At 52.0% G+C, this 25,549-nt stretch carries 22 protein-coding genes; 1 reads left to right on the forward strand and 21 read right to left on the reverse strand.

Features of this window, described 5'->3' with window-relative positions; translation table 11 throughout:
* Positions 1-25 precede the first annotated feature (25 nt).
* The 14 genes from NSS64_RS12255 to NSS64_RS12320 form a co-directional block, all read right to left on the reverse strand.
* Positions 26-772 carry an SDR family NAD(P)-dependent oxidoreductase gene (locus NSS64_RS12255; RefSeq protein WP_340940639.1) on the reverse strand — a complete coding sequence of 249 codons (747 nt, stop codon included), beginning with the start codon at positions 770-772 and terminating at the stop codon, positions 26-28.
* A gap of 150 nt (positions 773-922) precedes the next feature.
* Positions 923-2,512, reverse strand: coding sequence for an ABC transporter ATP-binding protein (locus NSS64_RS12260; protein ID WP_341140267.1), 1,590 nt, complete (start codon positions 2,510-2,512; stop codon positions 923-925).
* A 179-nt stretch (positions 2,513-2,691) separates the two neighbouring features.
* Positions 2,692-3,084: a GNAT family N-acetyltransferase gene (locus tag NSS64_RS12265; protein WP_341140268.1), complete on the reverse strand. Its 393-nt coding sequence runs from the start codon at positions 3,082-3,084 to the stop codon at positions 2,692-2,694.
* Entirely contained in the window at positions 3,077-4,360 is a 1,284-nt protein-coding gene (locus NSS64_RS12270; RefSeq protein ID WP_340940644.1) for an ABC transporter ATP-binding protein, read from the reverse strand. Before NSS64_RS12270 ends, NSS64_RS12265 begins: the two co-directional genes overlap by 8 nt.
* 9 nt (positions 4,361-4,369) lie before the next feature.
* Complete coding sequence (locus NSS64_RS12275; protein WP_341140269.1) at positions 4,370-6,094, reverse strand: ABC transporter permease; 1,725 nt, start codon at positions 6,092-6,094, stop codon at positions 4,370-4,372.
* A 280-nt stretch (positions 6,095-6,374) separates the two neighbouring features.
* Complete coding sequence (locus tag NSS64_RS12280) at positions 6,375-8,621, reverse strand: hypothetical protein (RefSeq protein WP_341140270.1); 2,247 nt, start codon at positions 8,619-8,621, stop codon at positions 6,375-6,377.
* Positions 8,622-9,132: 511 nt separating this feature from the next.
* The gene (locus tag NSS64_RS12285; protein WP_341140271.1) at positions 9,133-9,384 is read right to left on the reverse strand and encodes a hypothetical protein; all 252 of its coding nucleotides are present in this window, start codon (positions 9,382-9,384) and stop codon (positions 9,133-9,135) included.
* A gap of 157 nt (positions 9,385-9,541) precedes the next feature.
* Positions 9,542-10,291 (reverse strand): ABC transporter permease, encoded by a 750-nt coding sequence (locus tag NSS64_RS12290; RefSeq protein WP_340993007.1) that lies wholly within the window; start codon positions 10,289-10,291, stop codon positions 9,542-9,544.
* Complete coding sequence (locus NSS64_RS12295) at positions 10,288-11,073, reverse strand: ABC transporter permease (protein WP_340993006.1); 786 nt, start codon at positions 11,071-11,073, stop codon at positions 10,288-10,290. Before NSS64_RS12295 ends, NSS64_RS12290 begins: the two co-directional genes overlap by 4 nt.
* Positions 11,070-11,783: an ABC transporter ATP-binding protein gene (locus NSS64_RS12300; RefSeq protein WP_341140272.1), complete on the reverse strand. Its 714-nt coding sequence runs from the start codon at positions 11,781-11,783 to the stop codon at positions 11,070-11,072. Before NSS64_RS12300 ends, NSS64_RS12295 begins: the two co-directional genes overlap by 4 nt.
* Positions 11,784-11,874: 91 nt before the next feature.
* Positions 11,875-12,885: a sensor histidine kinase gene (locus NSS64_RS12305; RefSeq protein ID WP_341140273.1), complete on the reverse strand. Its 1,011-nt coding sequence runs from the start codon at positions 12,883-12,885 to the stop codon at positions 11,875-11,877.
* Positions 12,882-13,559 carry a response regulator transcription factor gene (locus tag NSS64_RS12310; RefSeq protein ID WP_341140274.1) on the reverse strand — a complete coding sequence of 226 codons (678 nt, stop codon included), beginning with the start codon at positions 13,557-13,559 and terminating at the stop codon, positions 12,882-12,884. The genes NSS64_RS12305 and NSS64_RS12310 overlap by 4 nt, the downstream gene beginning before the upstream one ends.
* On the reverse strand, positions 13,534-13,749 hold the full coding sequence (locus tag NSS64_RS12315) for an aspartyl-phosphate phosphatase Spo0E family protein (protein ID WP_341140275.1): 216 nt from the start codon (positions 13,747-13,749) through the stop codon (positions 13,534-13,536). Before NSS64_RS12315 ends, NSS64_RS12310 begins: the two co-directional genes overlap by 26 nt.
* Positions 13,750-13,957: 208 nt before the next feature.
* A complete protein-coding gene (locus NSS64_RS12320) occupies positions 13,958-15,367 on the reverse strand; it encodes a transcriptional regulator (RefSeq protein WP_341140276.1) in 1,410 nt (469 codons plus the stop codon).
* Between the two features lie 236 nt (positions 15,368-15,603).
* On the opposite strand from NSS64_RS12320, the gene NSS64_RS12325 reads away from it, so the two are divergent.
* Positions 15,604-15,840: a helix-turn-helix transcriptional regulator gene (locus tag NSS64_RS12325; RefSeq protein ID WP_036726873.1), complete on the forward strand. Its 237-nt coding sequence runs from the start codon at positions 15,604-15,606 to the stop codon at positions 15,838-15,840.
* A 180-nt stretch (positions 15,841-16,020) separates the two neighbouring features.
* Here the strand turns inward: NSS64_RS12325 and NSS64_RS12330 are convergent, their stop codons facing one another.
* The 7 genes from NSS64_RS12330 to NSS64_RS12360 form a co-directional block, all read right to left on the reverse strand.
* Entirely contained in the window at positions 16,021-16,773 is a 753-nt protein-coding gene (locus tag NSS64_RS12330) for a (S)-benzoin forming benzil reductase (protein WP_341140277.1), read from the reverse strand.
* Between the two features lie 20 nt (positions 16,774-16,793).
* On the reverse strand, positions 16,794-17,408 hold the full coding sequence (locus tag NSS64_RS12335) for a TetR/AcrR family transcriptional regulator (protein WP_341140278.1): 615 nt from the start codon (positions 17,406-17,408) through the stop codon (positions 16,794-16,796).
* Positions 17,409-17,566: 158 nt separating this feature from the next.
* The gene (locus tag NSS64_RS12340; RefSeq protein WP_341140279.1) at positions 17,567-19,444 is read right to left on the reverse strand and encodes a beta-L-arabinofuranosidase domain-containing protein; all 1,878 of its coding nucleotides are present in this window, start codon (positions 19,442-19,444) and stop codon (positions 17,567-17,569) included.
* 173 nt (positions 19,445-19,617) lie between these two features.
* The gene (nagZ, locus tag NSS64_RS12345; RefSeq protein WP_341140280.1) at positions 19,618-21,177 is read right to left on the reverse strand and encodes a beta-N-acetylhexosaminidase; all 1,560 of its coding nucleotides are present in this window, start codon (positions 21,175-21,177) and stop codon (positions 19,618-19,620) included.
* A gap of 30 nt (positions 21,178-21,207) precedes the next feature.
* Positions 21,208-23,097 carry a DUF4838 domain-containing protein gene (locus NSS64_RS12350; RefSeq protein WP_341140281.1) on the reverse strand — a complete coding sequence of 630 codons (1,890 nt, stop codon included), beginning with the start codon at positions 23,095-23,097 and terminating at the stop codon, positions 21,208-21,210.
* A gap of 510 nt (positions 23,098-23,607) precedes the next feature.
* A complete protein-coding gene (locus tag NSS64_RS12355; RefSeq protein WP_341140282.1) occupies positions 23,608-24,774 on the reverse strand; it encodes an N-acetylglucosamine-6-phosphate deacetylase in 1,167 nt (388 codons plus the stop codon).
* Complete coding sequence (locus NSS64_RS12360) at positions 24,771-25,547, reverse strand: glucosamine-6-phosphate deaminase (protein WP_341140283.1); 777 nt, start codon at positions 25,545-25,547, stop codon at positions 24,771-24,773. The genes NSS64_RS12355 and NSS64_RS12360 overlap by 4 nt, the downstream gene beginning before the upstream one ends.
* Between the last annotated feature and the right edge of the window lie 2 nt (positions 25,548-25,549).

The following is a 25,549-nucleotide window of genomic DNA, read 5'->3' on the forward strand; positions in this document are numbered from 1 at the left end:
GAGTTGATACAAAACGTTAAGCGATTTAGATTTGAGCCACTCCGCCGTCTACGAATAATTCAATGCCGTTCAAATAGCTGCTCTCATTAGAGGCCAGGAACATGACAGCATTTGCGATCTCTTCTACCTGTCCAACTCTGCCGAGCGGGATATCTATTTTGGCCTGTTCGAGGTAATTCTCAAGTTCGGAGCCAAATAATTCATCGTACGCCGGTGTGACGACCGAACCCGGACTAAGGACATTCATCCGAATCTCCGTCCCTTTCGTATCCAGAATCCAGTTGCGGACGAGCTGTCGGATCGCTGCCTTGGAAGCGCCGTAGATACTGAACGCTGGGACCCCCATTGATCCGGTCGTAGAGCCTGTCAGGATAATGGAACCTTTTTGGTTAGGGAATAAGGGTAATGCCTTTTGTACAGTGAAAATAGTTCCTTTGACGTTGACATCAAAAGTCTTGTAGTAATGTGCTTCCGTAATTTCGCCTAACGGCAGGAACGACCCAAGTCCGGCATTGGCAAAAAGAATGTCCAAGTGCCCCTTTTCCCGCTGTACAGTGTCGAACAAGGTATCCAGATCTTCCAGCTTTGAGATGTCACCTTGAACGCCTGTAACATTCTTACCGATCTGTTGTACGGCTTCATCCAGCTCGCGTTGTCTGCGTCCTGTGATGAACACGTAAGCCCCTTCTTCTACGAACTGCTGTGCCGCCGCAAGCCCGATGCCGCTTGTTCCTCCGGTTACAACTGCTACCTTCCCGTCAAATCTGCCCATACTATTATACACTCCTTTTGTGGTTTGTAGTTGCTATGAACGCTAGTATGGGGGAAAAGTTACAAGAAAAACAGTACCCACTTTTTTGTGATATAGTCACCAAAAGGTGATAATTGAGGCGGCCTAAGGCTGGATTATGCTGCTGAAGCGCTAAATTCTCTGCTTCTCCACCATCTTGTAATATAACCCCTGTTGGGATAGTAATTCTGCTGGACTGCCCTGCTCTACAATTTGTCCCTTCTCAACGACCAGGATGACATCTGCATTCTTCACAGTGGACAGCCGGTGTGCGATCACCAGGATTGTTTGCTTCCCCTTCAGGCTCAGCAGGGTGTCGTTCAGGTCACTCTCCGTCAAGGCGTCCAGGGCCGAGGTGTATTCATCCAGCATCAGGATACGGGGCTCACCCATGAAGGCCCTAGCTAATAGAATCCGCTGGATCTCGCCACCGGAGAGATTGTCTCCGTGGCCCTCTACCTTTTTGTCATATTGCTCAGGCATGGTTAGAACAAATGGGTCCACATGGGCAAGCTCAACAGCAGTGCTGAATTTCTGCCATGTCTCTTCATTCATGTCTTCCTTCTGCAGCGGGTAGATGATGTTGTCCAGAATGGACTTGTTCCATAGCACTCCCTTCTGCGGGGAATAGCCGACATATCGTCTTAGTTCATGAATGTCCAGCTCCTTGATCGGTATGTCGTCCAGGCAGATCTCGCCTTCATCCGGCTCCATGAACCTGTGAATTAGCTTGAATATCGTAGATTTCCCTGAGCCGCTTAATCCAACAATCCCAATGAAAGCCCCGGGCTGAACGTTCAGATTAAAGTCTGTGATCCCAAAAGAATCTGCTGGAGCGTACCGGTACGAGACATTCCTCATCTGCAGGAGGGGGACGCGGCCATAGTCAGGAGCGTTAGCTCCCGATCCGACCTTCTCCAGTTCAAGGATGTCATTCAGGTTGTTAATAATGACCGTCATCCGGCTCCTATCGATGTTCAGCGTCAACAGTGACTTGAAAATGCTATACAGCCTTGGAAGAATCACAATGAAGGCCAGCAATGTGCCTGGTGAGATGCGGCCTCGCAGAATCAGGAACAGACTGTAGCTGTAAATGATGCCCGTAATGATGGAAATGATATTCAAATAATTCATGCCCTTATCCAAAATACCATGATACTGCTTATCCAGGCGCTCTGTCTTGCTCCTGAAGCGCTTGAAGCCGTACATACATAGAGGGAATGAGAGGATGGCCGCGAGTGTAAGCTCGGTACTCATCGAGAACATGATCCACAGGGTCGCGATCAGCAGAATAGCATTCGAGACTATGGACATCAGGGTGTCTACCACGAAAATTTCACACAGCATCCCCACCTGCAAGGTGATCCGGTTGATGATTTCCCCCTTGCCGATGCTGTCCACATCTCTTGGCCGGGTCTGGAGTACGTCAGAGAACAGCCGCAGGCGCAGATTCTTGGATAAATGGTTGCCCAGCTCATTATTGTAATAAGAGGTGACGCTGTTTAAGGCGGCATAGATTACGGGAATTAGAATAAGCAGGAGCATATAGAATGCAGCCGTCCCGATCTGCTTGTCTGGCAGGATGTCGTCGAATAGGTCTTTGAACAGGAGGGGCTGAAGAGTCGAGACGAATGCGGCTACTATATTGAAGAATAGAATCATAGCAAGGATACCCTTACTATTAGACAGTATTTCCTTAATCAGCGTACGGGTCGGATTCATAAGCCCACAGAACCTCCTTCAAAGAGCAGAGCTTATGTAAGCATACCGGATCGGGAAGATGGAATTAACCTGCCTAATGATAGTAAATCACCTTACATATTATAGAATTACTGTCGGTTTACGGTCGCCAAAAAGCCAGCGTTCATAAGGGTTCGCTGGCTTCTCAGTTCTTGTATGCATTACTTTCCTTCCTCCGCTCGCCAGATCCCGGCCGCTGTAGACGAGAATCCGCACTTTTCATAGAATTCCTTATGCTCACGGCTATAAGTGAGGGTTACTATGGTCAATCCGCATCGAATAGACTCGTTCAATAGCTCCTTAACAAGCTGCTGCCCCACTCCGCGCCTCTGATACTCTGGATGGATGATAATATCCTCCATATACCCGTGCTCCAGGCCGGTTCCGGCAACGTAGCCAAAGGCAATGAGTCTGCCTGCGTGATCTCTGGCTCCCGCCCAGAAATTGCACCGCTGAAACAGGGCGGGATAGTCAGAGTCTCTTCTTGCCCAGCCCACGGCTTCTCTTAGACCAGGAACTTCCTCTGCCCGAATGTCCAGGTTGATTTCAATCATTTTCCAGATACAACACCTTTGCTTTTTTGTCGTAGGCAATCAGTTCCGCGTACCGGCCCCAGTCGATCAGGATATCCAGTTGAAGTGCGGCTTCCTCCGTCTCAAAATGCTTTTCGAAAATCTCCACGAAAAAAGCCCCTTCCATTTTATTATTTGATTTCGATTGCAGAATCCAGATGATTTTCTCCATGATGGGAACATGCTCCAGCACCTGGTCTTTAAAAATTTCCTTCCGGGAGAGAACACTTGCATTGGCAAACTGGCGTCCTGGCTCTGTCAACTCGATATCTCCATGCAGAACCGTTGCAAATTGCAGCATTTCCACCGCCTCGACGATAGGCAGGAAATCTTCCAGTTTCAGACTTAATTGATCGGCCAGCTTGTACAAATCCACTTGTTGACCCAGATCGTCAATCAGTTCAATGAAGCCTGTGAGGGCGCCAGCCGGAACCGGTGGTATTTTCTCGATGGTATTTTGCTTTTCTTCGGCCGGACCGGCAGGCTTCACTTCCCTTTGGGTAAGTATGGAATAGATTTGGTCCACAAGCGATGTGAACTGCGGATCTTGTTTATCCCTCCAGTGCGGCATGGGAATGGGAATATCGGAGATTACACGGGCCGGGTCCCTGGAGAGGACGATGGCCCGGTCCGACATATAGACGGCTTCCTCAATACTGTGGGTGACCATAATGATGCATTTGGTAGGGATTTGCTTCTCCGTCCATAATTCCAGCAGGTCGCGCTTCAAGTTCTCTGCGGTCAATACGTCAAGGGCGGAGAACGGCTCATCCATCAGGAGAATATCCGGCTCCATAACGAGCGCCCGGCCGATACCGACACGCTGGCGCATCCCTCCGGACAATTCTTTGGGGTACGCCCCTTCAAATCCGTCAAGCCCAATCATATCGATGACCGAGAGGGCTTTACGCATTTTGTCGGCTTCGCGTAACGGTTTGTTCTCCAGCCCCAGCTTCACATTCTCCAGGACTGTAAGCCAAGGAAACAATGCAAATGATTGGAATACCATCCCCACACCCGGATTAGTACCGGCAATCTCGCGTCCATTATAGAGCACCGAGCCTTGTGAAGGAGGGACAAGACCGGCAATGATGCGCAGAAGAGTCGATTTCCCTGAACCTGAAGGTCCCAGGATGGATACCAGCTCTCCCTCCTTAATCTTGATATTAATATCCTCCATAATGCTCACATTTGCCTGCTTCGGCTGATCATAACGTTTGCTGATCTGCTTTAACTCAATCAGAGTTTTGTTCATCATAGGGCACCTCTAGTCCAAGTGATATTTATTTTCGGCTAATGCATATAGCTTGCGCCACACCAGGCGGTTCACAATTACAACGAGCAGGCACATGACAAATATTCCCCAGATGATCTGCGGCCAATTGCCGTTCGTAGTGGCCTCAGCGATGTACGTACCTAACCCGGCTGCTTGAAGATCCTGATCCTTCCACGATACAATTTCCGAGACAATGCTGGCGTTCCAGGCGCCTCCGCTTGCCGTAATACAGCCGGTTACAAGAAATGGAAAGACGGCGGGGAGAATTAGTTTTTTCCAGGTCTGCCAGCGTGTCAATTTCAAAGTTACCGCAGCTTCCTTAAGATCAGAAGGAATGGCCATCGCACCGGCAATCACATTAAATAATACATACCATTGTGTCCCCAGCATCATCAGCGGAATTGCCCCAATCTCCATCGAGATCCCGAACTTCAAGTACAGAATCGTGAATATCGGAAATGCCATGTTCGCCGGAAAAGAAGACAACACCTGCACAACAGGCTGAACAATTCGTGACAGCCGAGGATTCGTTCCAATGAACACCCCGACAGGCAGCGTCCAGATTACAGCCAGAAGTGTCGAAACGACAACGCGCAACCCGGTCAGCAGACCGAGGAATACCACATGAATCAGCTCGCTCGAGCTTAAGCGGGCAATCTCCAGAATCCCCGAGTACAAATATCGGAGCATAAGTACAGCGGCCGCAAGCAAGATTAGCCATTTGAAGATTGTCTTGAACCGTGACGGGACATGCGGCAATTTCACTTGTGAGCTTGTGGCGGAGAGCCGCAAGAATCCGTCACGAACCCCACCGCGCAGCTTACGGTTCAGAGCATGAACAAATCCGGCCCGCTTCAGAAGCTCCAACACCCATGAGGTTGGCGCCTCGCCTGCTTCTGTCTGTTCATTCTTGAATTTCTGGCTCCAGGCAATAACCGGACGCCAGAAGAACTGGTCCACCATCACAATCAGCAACACCATCGCCAGGATCGCATAGATCAAGGCCTTAATATTACCTTCATCTGCGGCCAAGGCCATGTACGTCCCGATGCCGGGTAAATGCAGATCCTGGTTCAGCACGCTGATCGATTCACTGGCTGCCAGAAAGAACCAGCCTCCGCCAAACGACATCATGCTGTTCCAGACCAGGCCGATCATCGAGAATGGCGCTTCCAGCTTCGTGAAACGATGCCATCTGCCCAATTGATTCATTGCGGCAGCCTCCTTCAGATCGCGCGGGATCGTCTTAAGGGAATGATAGTAGCTGAGTGTCATATTCCAGACCTGACTGGTGAAAATAGCGAAGATTGAAGCCATTTCCACCCCCAGCAGGCTCCCAGGAAACAAGGCCATAAAAGCCAGGACAGTGGCTGAAAGAAATCCAAGCACCGGAACGGATTGCAGGATATCAATGGCGGGAATCATGAATTTCTCGGCTGTCCGGTTATAAGCCGCAATGCGGCCGTACACGAAGGTGAAGATCAAGGATGCTGCAAAAGCGATAAACATGCGCAGGAGCGAGCGGCCTGCATAGTAAGGCAGCCACTTAGGGTCCAGACTGAGCGATGACAGCTCCTCTGGATCTAAAGGCACCTGCATCCCTGAGCCTAACTTTGCCGCGGCATACAGGATGGATAACAACAAGAATATGACGAGAATATCCGCCCAGCCGAAGGGTCTGCGCTGGTTCCCGTTATTGAAATAATTCAATTGCATCGTCTACAACTCCAATCTGCTCCAAATAAAAAACTCTCCTCTGCATCAGCAGGGAGAGCTACACATTCCTTCATTCACGAGAGCTGCAAGGCTATTCCGATTCAGTCATTCAGGGGGGCCTGAAGACAGACTGAATACAATAGACCTATACTGCAATGGGGGAAGGGGATGCTTCCTGCTTAACCACGACCATAGGTTCGTAAGATTGCTTATTCGGCTTCTGCTGTCCATCTCCAGTTCCCTCCCTTCATTAAATGAATTTATCAATCCTTGACTGTGCTTACGTGGCGTAGTTAACAATTGTGGCTTCCCCGGTCCGCTCATCGTAGGCGACCCATACTTCATCGCCAGCTTCAACGCCATACACCGGTTCTATGGATTGCCTGATCCGGTAGCTCTGTCCGCCGCGTTCCACGGTGATGGTGGCGAGCGGCCGGTCGCCGGTTGTTCCCCGATAGTCTACGGACAGCACTCTCGCACTGCCTTGCTTGCCTTGCAGCAGCCGCGTTTGCTCTGCAATCTCCTCCGGCTTGGCACTCACCGGAACCACCGCACCTACGGAGACTTCCAGATGCTCAGGCACGAACTGGCTGTTCACCTTGCGCAGACGTTCCTGTCCGTGCATCATCACAATCTCAAGCAGCAGCAGCTGCTGGCCGGCAAGCTTCACCGGGAACCTCTGAATGCTTGTAATTTCAGCCTCTAAGGTGAGCTGACTGGCCTGGTCCCTCCGCTCCGCTGGACCATACCGCAACAATCTGACTATGCTGTCCCTAACGATCAGATCTGCCCGCTCTCCGGTACGGTAGACGAAGCCAGAGGGCTGCACCACAGGTACACTGTAGGTTTGACTGGCTGCTTCAAAATGCAGCAGCAGTGCTTCCCCGCGGTTCACGGGTCCACAGGACTCAATCTGCCGTAGTACCGCATCTTGAATGATCCGGGGAGGTGGCTGATCCTTAAGCTCGCTGTCCCGCACCAGGATCGCCTTATGCTTGCCCCGGTTATAGCTGATCATCACCTTATCCCCCGGGCGGATAGGGTTCAGATAAGAGATGACCTGCCGGATCTGCACTTCCTTACTCTGGCCCTGGTCCGTAAAACGGACGGTGAGCCGGACCTGCGGCTGTTCGTTGACCAGCATTCCGGTCTCGGTCAGATTGATAACCGTGCCTTGAATCAGAACCCCCTCGGCCAGCTTCCGCTGCCGGTTACGGGTGAATAACCGTGGCAGTAAGACCATTCCCGTTACCATCAGTAAGGGAATAAAGAGCCAGATCACCCAGTTCACGACCAATGCATTCCACTGCAGCACATAGTTCTTGAAGGTCGCAGCAGATATTTGGTCCTCTCCGGCGGCCATCTGCCACTGCTGCAGCTCCCCGGCAGTGATCTGGCCGCTTAGCCCTTCCTTCACCTGCAGCCAGCCTCCTAATGAGTCAGGACTTGAATAGTACAGTGTATCATTGTTGGCTTCTTTATAAAAGCTCAGCTTCGGATCTTGCAGCTTATCGTAGGATAAGGTCTCAAGCGCGGCAGTGACATTCGTGAATTCCCCGGTCTGCTCATGATACAAATACCCGCGTAAGGTACCCTTGATCTCGTCTTCCGCGGTGGACCCGGCAATCAGCGTCTCCTGGTCGTTCAGCGGGAAAAGCCTGGCCTGATAGACCGGCTCCGGCGTCTTGACGGGCTCTCCCCATTCACCCGCAACCCCGTTGTAATATTGCACCTGCTTTGGATATTTGGAGCCTACCCTCAGTAGCCGGGTCATGTCCAGTCCGAATGGCCCGGTGAACTCCTGCCCTATCCGCTTCAGAGCTTCGGGCGCACTCTCTTGCTCTCCTTTCAGTGCAAGGAGCGGTGTGCCGTCCTTACCGAAGAGGGACGAAGCATAGGCGGTGCGCCCATCCTTAAGTCCCACTTCATAGACTGGGAGGGAATAACCATCCTGGAAGCTGAAGGAGGCTTCCCGAATCGAGACCGGCCGTGCGGGAAGAGCGGCTGATCCGTTCAGATTCACATAGTGTAGCTGAGCCTGGCTGACCTCCGCCACATGGACCGCCGAGCTTTTGTCCGCTCCCGCGAACAGTAACCGGCCCCGCCACTCATGACCATCCGAGCTCAGAAATGTCGGGAGATTAAAGCTTCCCTGTACCAGCTCTTTCGTGCCCCCCGCCGGATCGATAACATTCACCTGCAGGCCTGTTGTATCCTTGGTTGCGATGACGAGCTTACCAGCCTGATAAGAGACCAGCCGCTGCCGGTGGATGTCGGAGCGCAGCTCGATCTCCTGCTCAGCCTTATGAGTGCCTGTATCATACAGCGTCGCCATTAACCCGTTGCTGCTGTCTGTGAGGGCAAGCACCTTCTTGCCCTGGTCCAGATAGTACAGCGCCTTGACAGGGAGCAGGCGATCCGCTGTACTGCGGACTGACCCGGAATAATCGTTCCAGACCAGGAAGCCAAGGATCACTGCAGGAATCCAGAATATTAGAATAAATAAGGACAAAAATGATTTTCTCATCGCCTTCTCGCTCCTCTGCATGGTTCAAGCTGCGTAAATACGTCATAAAATGAAACGTCTGTAGCGTAATCGGCGTAAATACGCCCTGGATACACATCATCTTACATACCCTTCACCTTAAGATTCAAGCATGAATCGGGAGAGAGTCTTTATACTGCAAAGATCTTGTTGAGATCATGCTGTGATTGTCACCGCCGGGGAGGGACTGCTTTGTCATGATTATCCATTTGCTCAAGAACGCACAAAAGGACGCCACTGCTCATGGCATCCTTCAATAAAACCTGTTATAGATCTTTTCAAGCCCTCTTCAAGCCCTCTATTTAAGGCTTCTTAATCATCTCTACCCCGTCAAAGGTGAGGCTGTCAAGGTCCGTGGTCTGCTTCAACAAATAGTTGTCAAAAAACGCCTTGGTGTACGTGGTAATAATATTGCGCTGATCCAGGGCGTCGCGGGTTCCTCTGGCGGATGTATCTGTAGCGGTAAATAAGGAGTCGGAGAAATCCGCATGAACTACATTATCAATAATGGCAGAGCACCTAGTTTAACTAGAAGCTCATCCCTCAGAGCCTGAAACTCGGTCTCTCCTCCAATATCAGTGATGGAACCATCTAAACGTGAGGAGGAAAATAAAAAATCGTACAAAAGGGCCGATCCGTAAATCAGAATCACCCAGATTAACGCAGGCAGACGGGAATCGCGCAGTACCTGCTGGAGCTCCGGCCGGGTGCCGGAATCTGGCCGATCCGGTCGTACATCATTCATGCGGGATCACCTCTATCAGGTACTTTGGTGTAATACAATCTTCCTGGACGCCAAAAAACGGTACATTCTTGTACCGTCTCATGACTCATTGCCTCTATGGTAATATACTTAACGTCTTTAAGTCCAGCCCGTCACCCTCGTGACCCTCCGCTTAGCCTCAGGCATCCCGTGTACGGTAGAATACAATCGCTATTGCCACAAGGGACATTGTCCAGATCATTACAATACCGGCCCCCTGCACAGGTGTAAGGATATTCAGTTCGCCAGAGGAAGGCGGCAGGTACATGTAGCGTCCAGCCGTATCCGGGAAGTAAGCCGGCAGAAGCCCACGCGACCACGGACTGATAATGAAATAATAGCCGAGCAGAATCACCAGGGCCGGAAGGGTTCTTCTCAATAAAGCCCCTACCGCCGCGCTAAGCAGTGTGGTCAAGGTCAGATAGCCCGTTGCCCCCAGCAATGCTTGTATGATTTCATGAGGTTCAACCCCTGCTGCATGACCGCCCAGCCTCCAGCCCGCATATAAGACACCAGAGGCCGTAAGGATAAGTGCGGCGGGAATCGTAATCAAGGTGAGTGCCAGATGCTTCATGAATAATTGGCGCCCGCGCCAGGGGATTACCGTTAACGTTGTGCGGATCTGTCCGCCCGTATACTCGGAGCAAGCCGCTAAGATCCCCAGAATAATGAACCCTGCCTGAAGATAGCTCATCGAGGCAAGTCCTGTATTCAGGATTTCGGGTACTGCGGCTCCTTCCTGCAAAGAGGCGGAAGTGAAGGCCGCGGTCAAAAGAAGATGAACAAGAAATGTAACCGTAACAGCTGTCCATGTCCATGGCAATGTCATCAGCTTGTCCAGTTCAGCTCTAAGGACTCGTATAGTCTTCCTGCCGGATGAGACACTCATGCCGCCACATCCCTCCTATGGAAGACAATGGCTGCAGTCCCAAGCAGCACGGCTACCCAGGCAAACATGATCAAACCGCCGGTAACCGGGGTGTGATAGCTGTCGAACACACTGCCTGTAGCCGCGGGCGCTACGCCGTCTTTCGTAAACATAAACATCTCTAAGCCGGCCCGGTCCGGCAAATAGAATGCCAGCTTCGTCACCTTGGCCAGTAGGACACTGAAGGATACCAGCGATGAATTAATCATGAGCACGGTAAGCGGGATCATGCCCTGCTTCGTCAGCAGCGTCAGCCCGAAGGCCAACAGTGCAGTGAAGGTCCAGTAGCAGACGGCACCGGCAAGCCGGGTCCATTCAAGTAGCGGGGCATAGTCACCTAATATATAGCGTGTGGTTGGCACAATCAGAATCACAGCAAGGATACACAGGAGGATGCTGATAACAGATACAGCGACTGCTTTTGCCAGAAACAATTGAAGCCGCGATGACACAACCATCAGACTTGTGGAAATCTGCTGCCCTCCGGCCCCTTCACTGCTCTCTGTCCGGAACTCGCTGCTGACTGCAAGCACGCCAAGGATAATAACGCCCTGTATACCAAAGCCTAACCCGATATAACCAACCTCCGGGAGCCGTGTGCTGACGCCAGCCAGAATGTCCTCCTTCTGGGCCAGACTATCGAGGGCTGCCACCACCGCAGGAGCCAATGCTCCAATAAGCAGGGCGAGCCAAATTCCCGGCAGCGAGAGCAATTTCGAGATTTCTGCATAGAATGCCTTCACCAGGCATCACCTGCCTGTTCAGAGGTCAGGGCGAAGAAGGCATCCTCCAGCGTGGAATGACTGCCGGTTACCTCCTGCAAGGTGCCGTCTGCGACAATTCTCCCCTGCTTAATAATCACCACATCGTCCACCGTCTCTTCAAGCTCCCCCATAAGATGACTGGAGAGCAGCACCGTATTCCCGGCCTCTGCCCGCTTACGCAGAAATGTCCGGATCCAGCGGATGCCTTCCGGGTCGAGCCCGTTCACAGGTTCATCCAGAATCAGAATCTCCGGGTCTGCAAGCAGCGCTGCTGCGATTCCCAGTCTTCTCCCCATGCCGAGAGAATATTGCTTGACTCTAGTGCCCGCTGCCGTGGTAAGACCGACAATATCCAGCACCTCATCGACACGTGAACGGGGCAGACCGGCGGCGCAAGCGATCCAGCGCAGATGTGCCCGTCCTGTCCGCATCGGGTGAGCTCCAGAACCATCCAGTGCGGCACCTACGGCGGCCAGCGGATGCTGCAATTCTGCGAAGGGCTTGCCATGAATCAAGGCGCTTCCGGAGGTGGCATGATCCAGTCCGAGCAGGATACGGAGTGTAGAGCTTTTGCCGGCCCCGTTGGGTCCCAGGAATCCCGTGACCCTTCCCGGTCTGGCTTCGAAGGTGATCCCCGATAGAATCTCCTGCGTACCGCGGCGTTTGACTAAGTTATTGATGGTAAGCAACCATAACACATCCTTTCGTTATGGTGCTAAGTATACAGCTGCAAGGTTACATCCCGGTGGGCAGGCTGTTTACTTCCGGGTTAATTTCAGGTTACATTCTGCTAATGACTACCCTCGTCCCCTGTCCGCTTGAGTTGAATACGGCCTTCAGGTTCATTGTATTCAGCATGTGTTGTACGGTCGATAGTCCTATTCCCGCCCCGCCGCCGTATGCGGAATGATCCATACCCGGGCCTCGGTCAGCGACAAGAATCCGTTCCTGCTGCACATCCACAGCGATCCAAGCATATTTCCCGTCCGCTGCATGGCGGATGATATTCTGAAACAGATTATCCAGCACCCGGGTCATCCACCCAGGATCTGCTGTCCAGTGGAAGGTCTCCTCTGCCGGTAAATCAACATCGACCTGAATGCCGTGTTCTTCAAAAACCGGATACCACGCAGCAACCGAGGCTCTTACCAGGCGTCCCATGTCTGTGGGGGCAGGCTCGAAGGGATATTTTCCCGAGGTAAGCAAGGTATACGAGAGCAAATCATCCATCAGTTCTCCGGTCCGGGTAATGGTCTGGTTGATCTCTGCTAAGGAGCTCTGTCCTTCTGGACTCATAGGTTCTTTGTTCAGCCGGGTGATATGTCCCCGCATGATGGTCAGTGGTGTCCGCAGGTCGTGGGACATGTTGGCAATGAGCCGTTGCCGCAGCCTGGCCTCTTCCCGCTCCCGCCTGCGGCTGTCTTCCAGCTGCCGGATCATCCGGTTGAAGGAACCGCCTAACTGGTCTATTTCATCCATACGGTCCATTTGAATCAGGACAGGCTCAGGCGAAGAATCCGCAGCAGCGGGAGCAGCGGACATTGCTTCTTGTAAGCGGGTCAGACGCTTGCGGAGTCTCCAGAAGAACAGCCACGATAGAACAACGAACGCCACAATGATACAAGTGAACAGAAGTACTGTAATGTAGAACAGATTCAGCGTATTGAACCTTGCCTCAGGTCCGGTAGTTCCGAAGAACGATGAGAAGACCATCAGCACAAGAGGCGGAAGCAGGATGAACAGAAAGTGCAGCTTCAAAAAATGCCGGAACAAGGAGCGGGGCTGCTTCATAGCTTCACCCGGTAGCCGATTCCCTTCAGCGTCTCAATAATCTCCGGGGCCTCCGGGTCACGTTCCAGCTTGTGCCGCAGCCGGTGGAGATGTACCAGCAAGGTCTTGTCGCCAGGGATATAGGCTTCCTCCCAGACGGCTTCATAGAGCTGTTCCTTCGGCAGAACCTGATTCGGATGACGCAGGAAATACATCAGGATCTGATGCTGCTTCCCTGTCAATATAATCTCTTCTCCTGTGCGCTTATCGTAGAGGGTCTGGAGCTTCATATCCACTTCGATATGAGTGCCCAGTGTAATCCGGTCCGGGGAGACGCCGCCGCTCCGGCGGATCAACACCTCCAGCCTGGCCACTAATTCATCGGTATGGAAGGGCTTCGTCACATAGTCATCCGCGAATTGTAAGCCCTCTACCTTATCGCCGACGGAGGTTCGGGCGGTCAACAGCAGCACTGGAACAGCGGGTGCCGCCTTTTTTAACCGTTTGCCTATAGTGAATCCATCTAAGCCCGGTAACATGATATCCAGAATAACGACATCATGCTGCGCAACCTCAGCCTCGGCTCCCTCACCGGATTGCAGCCATTGTACCGAATATCCCCGCTGCTCCAGCTCTTCTTTGACCCAAGTGCCGATTTTCTCATTATCTTCAATATAAAGTATGTTTGTTCTCAAGTGATTTCCTGCTCTCTATTAATCTCTGCTGCTCTCCCTTCATATTATACTGGTTAATCAATTCATCCAATACCATGGATTGCTTAAGGACCGCAGGATGCTGAAGATCATGATGTTTCTCCGCCAGAATGTGAAGCCGGTTCCGGGCACGCTCGATACGGATTTGCACAAGCATATTTCTGTTCACCATAGAATCCTCCCTTTATGCTATCTTAGGGTTTTATGACAGATAATAGGATATCTTTTACATTGCACAAAATAACTTCAGAGCATCACAAAAAAGGTGCCCCCGAAATGTCAGGAGCACCCTTGTATATTTTCGCGAAAATGATTAAGTTCCCCAACCATGGCCCAGTGTAGTCACCAAGGTTAACGTCGTAGAAATTACAACTGAAACGCTACAGAGCGTCAAGAAGAACAAGACTTTTTTTCGCATTGAGCCGATACACCTCACTTGATAGATTTTTGAATCTTTCCTGCAGTTCCTGATCCGCGAAATCCCTATACTGCTCAAAAAGAGTCATACAAGCAATCATATTTCGGCTGCTATTAATCGTAATTGATATTTCCAAGCCTTTCAGTACAGTGTTTAGAGCGTTCTCATTACTCTTCCTTTGATTGAAAAGATAGATTGCCAGGTCGATGAGGAATTGCGCATAGCTCTCTTGCAGGATGGCCTGCTTGTAACCGCCAAAATCTGTCTTGTTGGATTCATAAGTTATGTAGGGTGCGAACCGCTCTAAGATACTGTCGATATTAAGCTTAAATACATTCGCCGCTTGCACCATATAACGCAATGCCACAAATATTTCATCCTCATGAGCAGCTATATAGTCTGCGTACTCATGTATTACATCCAAATCTCCGGACATTAACCGGTACAGATAGGTGTTAGCCACGGCCCATTCCGTAAATTGTGCAATGATCTGCCGGGATTCTTCATCGTTCTCCTGAACCCAGCGTTCACCATTTGCATACAATTTCACAAAGGATAATGCCCTCTTGTAGTCGCCGCACTCTTCGCTGGCCGTAGATCTGGCTAAGTATGCGTACAGGATATAATAGTAAAAAGGACGCTCAGGAAGCTTCACCCTTTCTTCTATTGTGTCAGACCGGCGGCCTTCCAGCTCGTATTGAACGGATGCAATCCGGTGCATTTCCTTAGCGAGTTCATCCACTCTCTTCCACTTGTGTACCAGACCATAAATATGCATGAGTTCTTTTAATGCATCGAGCTGATCGGCTGCGTCTAAGCGGTTGACATACAACTCAAATTGAGTGGCTGCACGTAACTTCTCCTCCAGATCCAGTTGTTCTTCTAATTCAATCTGAAATATACGGTACTGGCATAATGCTAACCGTTCGGAATGCTGATACTTTTCGGCTGCACTCACACCCTGATACAATATCCTTGCAGCATGGCGTTTATTATCACGATAAAAAAGTTCAGCGAATTCAAAAAGCACAGCTGCATATGATAAATCCTCCAGCAGACGGTTCACAATCTGTTCAATACAATCCAAACGATCCAGTTCTGCACACCGGAAAATAAAGGGTCGTATCCGCCGCATGGACACTACAAAAGAAAAGCATTCATCTACATAGTCTTCAAAAAAATAGTCTTCCGGCAGCTTCATTCCAGCAGTAATTGCAACAAGTTGTGCCATAGAGATTGGATGGTTGCCTTTTAAAATCCGGCTGAGTGTACCTGAATTGATACCTGATAACTCCGAAAAATGTGAATGTATCATTTGATTTCTGTTCATATACGCGAGCAGTTCTTCCCGAATTGAATTGACCGATCCCAAACCAATACACCTCCTTCCATAAAATAGGATGAAAAGCATACATGTAGTTGATACTAAGGTTGAATCAAACGGCGGTCAATACAAAGGTATATTTTACTATTTATCCCGTTTACATCTATTATTATATACCGAAAAATAAATTACGCAATATATTTCGTGTATTATAAATCGTTAAATTAACTTGTTTCCTCCCCTATCATAAAAACATACCGAAAAGTTGAGGGAGATATTGCATTTTGAGGATAAAGGATGCACGGAAAGCCGCAGGATATACCCAAGAATCCATCGTACATCAGATTAATGACACCATGAAATGCACCTTGCGCAACTACCAGAATATTGAGTACGGTGTTGTACTCCCGAACGTTACATTGGCGCTTCTAATCAGTCACTTGTGTGGTGTTGATCCCCGTGAAGTAGATGAATGGAAATACTCTAATCAACGTGCAGATGCGCAAAAAAATGGCAATTGAATTTCCATTTGATCTACTTTTTGTAGGCGGGTCATGGCAGGAGTTCGTTTATCTGCAAAAAACCACCGGATAAGGGATAGCCCTTCAACGGTGGTTTTTCTTTACTTGTTATGAATATAACGCATCCAGGAAGAAGATCATGACATCCAGGCTGCGGCCGTGCTCACTTCTCTCTCAACATTAATGGATGGTTTCAATAAGAACAGTCTTTCCGAAATCTTCACTGACAAGAATCTCAATTAATTTAGACGCCGTGTATTCCGGCGATTGCAGCTTCCCTTCTTCAGATAGCTGAATGAATTCATTGACATAGGGGAACAGCTCAGTGGATACAGACCGTATTTCCGATTGCAAGCTTGTATCGATCATGCCGGGATATACTGCTGCTGCTTTTGCCGGATAGGCAGCCAGCTTCTGTTCTATGTCTATACACTTGGTAAAAGAGTCTAAACCAGCTTTGGCAGTACTGTAGGCGCTTTGTGAAGGCAGTATGTACTTGGCAGAAGCTGAGGAGATATTCAGGATTCTTTTGTCCACATTCATATGCTTAGTAAGCTGTAAAAAGTTGGAGGTGATTACCATCGGTGCTAACAGATTCAAATGAAGGTTCTCTACGATCTGCTCCGTTTCTAACCGCTCAATCGGGCATACAGGAGTCAACATGGCAGCATTATTGATCAGATAGACGGCTTCATCGCTGGAACGAAGCTCAATTCGGCTGAAAATATCTTCACAAAGCTGATCGATACCACTGATATCCGTTAAATCATAATGGAAATAATCCATTTGACAATCCAGTTGCTTCGCACGCTCCATGAGTCCTTGGTTAGCCGTTCTGGATATACATATCAGATGGTGGGACGGGTCGATTAATTGATTCGCCAAGGATTCACCGATTCCTCTGGATGTACCTGTAATAATAATATGTTTCAAGTGTATCTGCCCCCTGTAGGTTATTGGTGATCTTCACGAAGGATCATTCTTCGGACAGCCTCTTCCCAAATCAGCTCATAGTCGAGGTCCATCTTCATCATCTTGCATCTGGATAAATTATCTATAAGCAGGGCAAGAATGGCTGCGTTGACCCCGATGGTTGAAGAAGTAATAAGCCCGAATTCAGCGCCCTTGGACAGAAGTTGAACAAAACCGTTAACAAAATCCTGTTGAATTTTCAATAGCGGAGCTCTAAATTGCTCATCACGCTCGGCCAGCATCGTGAACTCGCTAAGTACCCTTAATGTTGAACGATACTCTGCGTCGCTGCTTGGCAGCATGTTTAGTCCGCCGTTAATTAATGTCTCTGCAAAATTGTCTTTGTTAACGGATACCGTATCAAAGTAAGCTGTAAAATGATGATCCCGGAAAATATGCTCAAAGGTCCGGCTGATCAGCTCTTCTTTTGTAGCAAAATGATAGTAAATGGAGGATTTTGTGATCCCCACCTTCTTGGAAATCATGCCCAAACTCGTTTTCTCTATTCCATACTCTGCAAAAAGCTCAAATGCTGCCTGGATGATATGACTGGATGTAATCTCTCTTTTCTTGATAACCCTCAGGCTCCCTTCCATTGAATTAATGTCATTATAAGGATTAACCTAATGAAATGTCAATAATTTAACGACCGATCGTTCAAAAAAATATATTTACACATAAAACAACCACCTGCAAGGATGCAAGTGGTTGTTCTACTAAATAACGCCTATGCTTATTTGAATAGACATCGAAGCTAAAACTCCGCTTTGTGGGGGGATTCTACCGGGAAATACACCTGATAAGGCTCGTATCCGATATCGCGGATTCTTCTGAGCTGAATGCCCGGGTTCTGACGGGTGGTCTTGAAGAAATAACGCCAGCTCCCCCACTCCCGTTCATTCTCCATGATGATTTCACCTGCTGCATCCCCTAACGGAGTATATAGAATCCGCTCGTTCTCGGTGATGCCAGCCAGTACTTCCGGGCCATAGCGGAACGCGCCGGTCTGCTCGTCGTCGGGCAGAGGGATGAACCGGATGCCTACGGGCAGAATGATGCTGATCCGGTCGCCGTCCTGCCAGTTCCGCAGTATCGTGTAGAAGGCGGAGTGATCCGCAGACTTCCCGTGCAGCTCGCCGTTCACATAGATCACGGCTTCTGACATGATCCAGTCTGGAATCCGCAGATGGATGGCGAATTCACGGGCAGAGGCGGTATGGACGGTGAAGTCATATTTTCTGTAATCCGGCATGTTCTCGTGCAGGGCTGTAATCTCATTCAGCGCCTGCTGCCCGGCTGTGTTCGAAGAGTTCAGCATGCTTCCGCTCATATGATCCTGGGACTGCTGAATCCGCACATTCTCTCCGTGGATCTCGGTGGTCAGCTCCGAACGGAAATACTGGCAGACATAGATATCGTTCTGCTCCTGATAATAGATGCCTCTGTTGAGCGCCGCATTGGCCTGGACCATTGTTCCGTGACAACAGAAGAAACTATCCGTCTCCGTACTCCAGTCCTTCCGCAGCCCAGCCTTCATCGGCAGGAAGTACGTGAGCAGTCCGGTTGCCGGATCACTGTGCTTGTTGCCGGTCAGATGGTATTCCTGGTAGTAGGCCTGCGCCATAATTCCGTTGTACATATTATATTCGATAAATTGCGCATAGGCCGGATTTGAAGTGTGCCGGAAAAGAAATTCTGCCAAACGGATCATGTTATACACGGTACAGTGCTCCTGATTCTTATCTCCAAGGCGGGCTTTGATCTTCATCTTCGGCATCCATACTTCTCCCGCCGTATTGCCGCCGGTAGCCAGCATTCCCCGCTCTGTGACCGCACATTTCCAGTAAGCCGTGACAATATCCATCCAGCGCTGCTCGCCGGTGACCTCGTAAGCTCTGGCGCAGCCGAGTACCTCGGGAATGGTCGTGTTGGCGTGCATGTTGGTCAGCGGGTCTTTATTTTCCAATAACGGACGGAACAGTCGGCTGCGGTAATACCGTTCCAGCAAAACAGTGTATTTATCGTTCCCGGTCAGCTCCAGCAGATCAGCCCAAGCTTCCAGCATACCGCCTGTCTCCATATCCAGAATGTCATCGAACTTCTCTCTGGTGAAAGTACTGCTCCAATCGACGAACCAGTCGGCGAATCGGTCCGCGATGTCAAGCGCCTTACGGCTCCCGGTGAAATGATGCATATCGACAAGACCCATAAATAGCTTATGAATGTTATATTGCGGTGCCCAGATTGCCCTGCCTTGGGCCACCCAGTGCAGATATTTCTCGGGAATCGGTGCGGCCCATTGTCCGCCGTTGTCCTTCTGGCATTCAGCCAGCTCGTCCAGGATGAGATCGGCCTTCACCTTGATCTCCATATCCCCGGTCTCATGATAGCGGATGGCTGCCGCTGACAGCCAGTGTCCCAGGAAATGTCCCCGGATCTGGCAGACCGGCGTCTCCCAGCCTCCGTGCGCATCCGCTGGAATCTCCCTGCCGTCATATCTTCCTGCTTCCACCTTATAGTTAAAGAGGAGATTGTCATTTGTCAGTTTCATCAGATACCGGCGGTTGGCCTCTTCTCTGCGTCTCAAATCATGATCTTGAAGAATGACCTGTTTGCCCTTCAGTTCTCTCATTGCTGCAGCCCCTTAATGGAATGACATTGCTTGCACAATGAAATTATAAAGCAGCCCGTCCCGCAAACCAATGATGGATACAACGATAAAATTGATCCATACCGAGTTATTCTATCAACACAAATGAGAGCAGACCTCATGTATGGCATGAGAGTCTGCTCTTGAGTGAGTTATTAAGCCTGTCTAACCAACACTTCCGCTAGAGCCTGAAGCGAATAATCGGAGGTGGAGCACAGCAGAATGCTTCCGGCGTTCTGCGGCAGGTAAGCATCGTCATACGGGTTACGCAGCACCAGGTTCAGCAGCGGTCCGGCGGCGGCAAGCTGCTCAGCAAGCTGAAGCTGTCCGCTGAACAGATGGGCATTCAGTGTTCCCTGAATCACGGTATGTCCGGCAGCCTTGGCACATAAGTCTGTGATCTCCGCAGCTTCAGGCTTCATGCTGCAATACTCTACCTCTACGGTGAGTCCCCGGGCTTGCAGCAGCGCAGTCAAGCCGATTGTTTGGCCGCCGGAGTTATCGGCGATGGTCAGCTGCTCCTGGCGCGGCAAGATCAGCAGATATGGGCGCGATGGAGACAGTGGCAGCAATTGCTGCGGATCGCGGCTGATCTTGACCGTGCGGCGTGCATATTGCTGGGCCGCCTCCTTCCAGCCCTCCCGCGGAATAGGCCGGGCTGCCGCCTGGTATTGCTGGACTTTCCCATAGAGGAGGTGGATGCGGTTGACCGATTCGTCAATTCTGGACTCTTCGATGACGCCGTCCAGAACAGCCTTGCGGATGCCTTCTATCACCCGCTCCTGGTATTCCGGCGTATGACACATCAGAATCATGTCATTGCCGGCCAGCACAGCCATTACGCCCACCTCATCCGGGTTGAAATTCTTCTTGATCGCGCCCATCTCAATATCGTCCGTGCAGATGATACCCTCGAAGCCCAGCCTGTTGCGCAGTAAGTCTCCGGCAAAGAAGGGGCTCAGTGAAGCAGGCAATCCTGCCGACTCGGGAATGTTAGGAAATACGAGATGTCCCATCATGATTGAATCGGCCCCGGCTTCGATGGCAGCGATAAATGGCAACAGCGGCCCGTTCATTAATTCATCTATTGTGAGTTCGCACTCTGGCAGGACAACGTGGGAATCCCCGCTGACTTGTCCATGGCCGGGGAAATGCTTGGCTGTGACCGCCACGCCTGCCTCATGCATTCCTCGGATATATGCCTTGCCGAAGGCGGCTACGATTTCAGGGTCTTCGCCGAACGAACGCACCCCGACAACCGGATTGTCAGTATTCGTATTCACATCCAGCACTGGCGCCCAGTTCATCGGGATGCCCAGCGCGTGGAGCTGGCTGCCGATGATTTTACCCTGGAGATAGGCGGTCTCAGCATCCTGGCTTAATCCGGCAGCACGGTTGCCGGGAATGTAAGGATAGAAGGTCTTGAACTTGGAGAGCGTGCCGCCCTCCTCATCAATCGATACATAGTAAGGCTGCGGAATGCCGGAGTCTCCGGCAATGGCCTGCACCTCCTCCATCAGCTTCAGCGTCTGCTCCTCATCCTTAACATTATGGGGGAACAAGCCGATCCCCCCGAACCGGTTCTGAGACATCCGTTGACGGAAGTCAGGCTCTGCTGCTGTGGAGGGGGTTCCGACCACACACATCAGGGATATTTTGTCCTCCAGACTCATCGCTGCCGGAGCTTGTGGTGAATTCACTTCATTCAGCTGCATATCTGTTCCATCCTCCTGTCGGTCTGTTTGCTAACTCTCGCTGTGGACAAGGCCCAGCTCCTGATAGAGCGTCCGCTCCAGATAATCATGCAGATAGAACCGGGATCTCACGAAATGCTCAGCCATATCGCGGGGCTGGTACTGCATAAGAGCCTCCAGCATCCGGGGCCGGACGGCTTCCCGCCCGTTGTGGTTGCGCGTGTAATTATTCCGCAGCGAGCGCCATTCCGCGCTGTCGCCCGGGTACAGCTCCCAGCGGTAGGCATACTTGTGAATCGCCCTGGAGCGGTCGGTTGCTACTTCGAAATCATGCATAATTGCGATTAGCTCGGCGTAATCCTTGTTCCTCTGCACATGCTCCCTTAGCTTCCAGATGATATCGTAGTAATCCTCTAATTGGTAATTTCCCAGCCGCGCATGACCCGTCTCTGGAGTTATACCATGGAACAGCTCCAGGAAGCGGTCGATGAACGTACCAGCATCTGCCCGCCGGTTCCAGGCGAGATCCGCATGAAGCAGCATCGGATACCAAGTGGTCTCGAATACGCCATAAGGAACGCCAAGGCTGAACGGCCCGGTCCAGTTCGTAGCGACCATACAGCGGATATCCAGCTTCTCGGCGGTCTCTGCCCACTGCAGCAGATTGTCGGTCCGGTTATCAATGACCGGGTAGTTCTGATGCTCCGCCCAGTCAAAGCTGCGGACCGCCGGAGCACCCATCACCTCAATATTGAGCACTCTGAACTTATGGGTCAGGGAAGTGACTTCCTCTTGTATGTTGCGGCCATTATAGATCCAGATCATCGCTGCACTGCGCGGATCAAGCTTCGCCAGCTCTTCGGGCGGGCATTTGTCCAGCATGTCATGCCAGAAGATCGGCTGGCGTCCACGGCTGGCCGTGTATTCGATCAAGCGGTTCAGGAAGGAGATGAAGGCCCGTTCCCGTACGCCGCCGAATTCCTTCCGGCACACTTCACATTCACACAGACTGTACACCTCGTCACAACCCAGATGAATATAACGTGATTCAGGATGGGCATCCATCATCTCCGCCAGCAGGCCTGTGATTAGTTCATACGTCTGCGGATGGGACGGGCAAATCTCGCCGGTAGACTCCTCGGTTTCCCGCAGATGCTTCCAGGCGTCATGGCGCAGCACATACTCCAGGTGGCCGAAGCTCTGCTGCAGCGGAATAATCTCGATGTAATGCTCATGGGCCGCAGTCTGGAGCGCCTCCAGCTGTTCCCGGCTAAGCGCGTGCTGCGGATGGGTGAATTCCCGGTGTATGCTGAACGGGAACTTATCCTCGTATTCAATGAGCACCGCGTTCGTCTTGTAGCGGGAGAACTCCGCCAGGTATTCGATTAGCCGCTCCGGCTTCGAGAAGGTCTGGCGCAGATCGAAGTTCATCACCCGAAGCTCCGTATCGGGCCAATCGGTAATGGACAACGCCGGAATATCGCCACCGCCCTGCAGACTCTGCAATTGCAGCAGTGTCTGCAGGCCGTAATAGAGTCCGGCAGCGTCCAGGGCGCGGATCGCTGCACCGCTTGCGCTAACCTCCAGAATGTAGCCTTCTGCCCGGCCCTTCAGCACGGACAGGTCGGCCTCAGCAGGCTTAGAAGTCGGACCTTTGCCGTTATTCAGGCTGGCTTCTCCAGGCGATGCCTGCGCTGAAGTGCTCTCAGTCCCCTCGGTTCCCTCGATTCTCACAATCTCCTCAATCAGCAGCGAGTATCTCTCGCCTGCTCCGGGGCAGGCAGTGGTGATTTCCCGGCCGGGAAAAGCCCTCCGGCAATGAAGCACCAGCCGGGGGTCTTCCACTTCCACAGCCAGTTGCAGACGGACTTCCCCGCCTGCCTGCCATGGCTTCTTGTCTGTAATCCTCACCTGCTTCGGCTCGGGTATCAAGCTTAGCATCGCACTCTCCTCCTCTTACAACGTCAGGTTTTCAACTACATTGGTCTACGCGCCGCCTCTGGTCCGATTGTAATCGGTTTTCCGATTACAATTGGCCTATGCGCCGTCCTCGGTCGCAATGTGGTCGGTTTTTCGACTACATTTGGCTCACGTGCCGCCTCCGGTCCAATTGTGGTCGGTTTTTCGACTACATTTGGCTAACGTGCCGCTCCCGGTCGCAATGTAATCGGTTTTTCGACTACATTTGGCTAACGTGCCGTCCCCGGTCGCAATGTGGTCGGTTTTTCGACTACAATTGGCCAGCGCGCCGTCCTCGGTCCGAATGTGATCGATTTTTCGATACAATTGGCTAACGTGCCGCCTCCGGTCCCATTGTGGTCGGTTTTTCGATACAATTGGCCTATGCGCCGCTCACAGTGCGATTGTGGTCGGTGGTTGTTCGCGACGAATGCAACGTTCTGCCCTATCGCGTTAATGAAATGGCATCAGTTCTTTAATTCTGATGCCCTCCTAATCCTTATCGGCCGCTATAATCCGGCCATTCTTCCATACCACCTGGATCTCCAGATCTCCGCCGCTGTCCTTGCGGAAGCCGATCAGATCCGCTGGCCTACCTGCGGTAAGCCCGGCAGCCTGCGGGAGCCCCAGCAGCCGGGCCGGGTGAAGCGAGGCGCAGTCGAGCGCCTCCTCCAGCGGGGCCAGCCCGGCCCGGGCCAGGTAGGCCACCTGGTCCGCCAGCATCATGGCCGATCCGGCCAGCAGCTGCGGATGGCCGGCCAGATGCAGCCGCCCTTCCGGCGTCAGCACCACATCGCCGCCGATATGCAGCCGGTAGGCACCCGGCGCCATGCCGCTCAGCGAGACGGCATCGCTGACCAGAATCGCCCGGCGCTGCTTCACCCGCAGAATCACCTTCAATAGCGCATCCGGCAGATGACAGCCGTCGGCAATCATGCAGCCATACAGCTCATCGGCAGCCAGCTGCTCCCACAGATAATGGGGATGGCGCGGAAGTGTAAGGTGTGTACCGTTGCCCAGATGAGTAGACATCACCGCGCCTGAGGCCACTGCTTGCCGGATCTGCTCCGGTGAGGCCGCCGTATGTCCGATGGAAACCCTGACGCCGGAAGCGGTGCATCTGGAGATGAAGGCTGCGGCTCCCGGCCATTCGGGCGACACGGTAATGATCCGGATCAGCCCCTCCGCCGCCTCCTGCCAGCGGCAGAAGGCCTCCCAATCGGGCGGGCAGATATGCTCCAGAGGATGCGCCCCGCGCGGACCGTCCTCTGGGGACAGGAAGGGCCCCTCCAGATGGATGCCTGCAATCAGCCCGGCGATATCCGGCTGTGTCCGCATGGCTTCAGCAATCACGGATGCTGCCTGGGCGAGATGGTCCGGCCCATTGGTGATCAGGGTCGGGCAATAAGAGGTGACTCCCCGGGCCAGCAGGCGGCGCGAGAGTCCGGCTACAGTCTCCGGCGCAAGCGGCAGCGTATTGAAGTCAAGTCCCCAGCCGCCGTTCACCTGCAAATCGACCAGCCCCGGCGCAAGCCAGGGCCAATCTGCCATATGCGGACTCTCGGCCAGCGTATGAACCGCTTCAATAACGCCACCGTTAACGTGGACCTCAAGCGGCAGGCCGGTTCTGTAATGTCTTCCCGAGATCACACCGTTCATGAGCCGAAGGCTTCCCGGTCCGTGAACAGCTCAATGGCGGGATGGGTCCGTAGGATGCTCGCCGGGCACACGGTACTGAGCGGGCCATGAAGCGCCGCTTGCAATGCGGCCTGCTTGGCCGTGCCGGGAACAATGGCGAACAGGTGATGTCCTGCCATCAAGGCGGGGACGGTCAGCGTCAGCGCATGAGTAGGTACATCGTCCAGGCTGGCGAAGCAGCCGTCGTTCACCTGCTGCGTCCGGCAGGCTTCGTCCAATTCGACCGCTTTAACAAGAAGCGGATCGGCGAAATCGGCTACAGGCGGATCATTGAACGCAATATGCCCGTTCTCCCCGATGCCGAGACAGACGATATCAATAGGAGCTTCATTCAACAGCGCTGCGTATCTCTGGCACTCCTCTTCAATATTGCCCGTCCGGCCCAGCAGCTCGATCCTTCCGGGATTGACTCTGCTGAACAGCCGTTCCTGCAAGTAGTTCCCGAAGCGCTGTGGCGCGTCTTCCGTCAGGCCGATATATTCATCCATATGAAAAGCATGCACCCGGGACCAATCAATTCCCTGCTCCTGCACCAGCCCCTCATACAGCTCATTCTGTGACGGAGCTGCGGCAAATACGATGCGGACAGGAGCCGTGGAATGCTTCTGCAAGTCTCGGATTCTCTGTCCAACCTGACCAGCTGCCGCCGCTCCCATCTCACTGCGGTGGTGATAAACCAGAACACGCATACGTTCCACCTGATGCTCCTCTGCCGGAGCCATATTATCATTCATAG

It is taken from the genome of Paenibacillus sp. FSL H8-0122, assembly GCF_038005345.1.
GTDB lineage: Bacteria > Bacillota > Bacilli > Paenibacillales > Paenibacillaceae > Paenibacillus_AQ.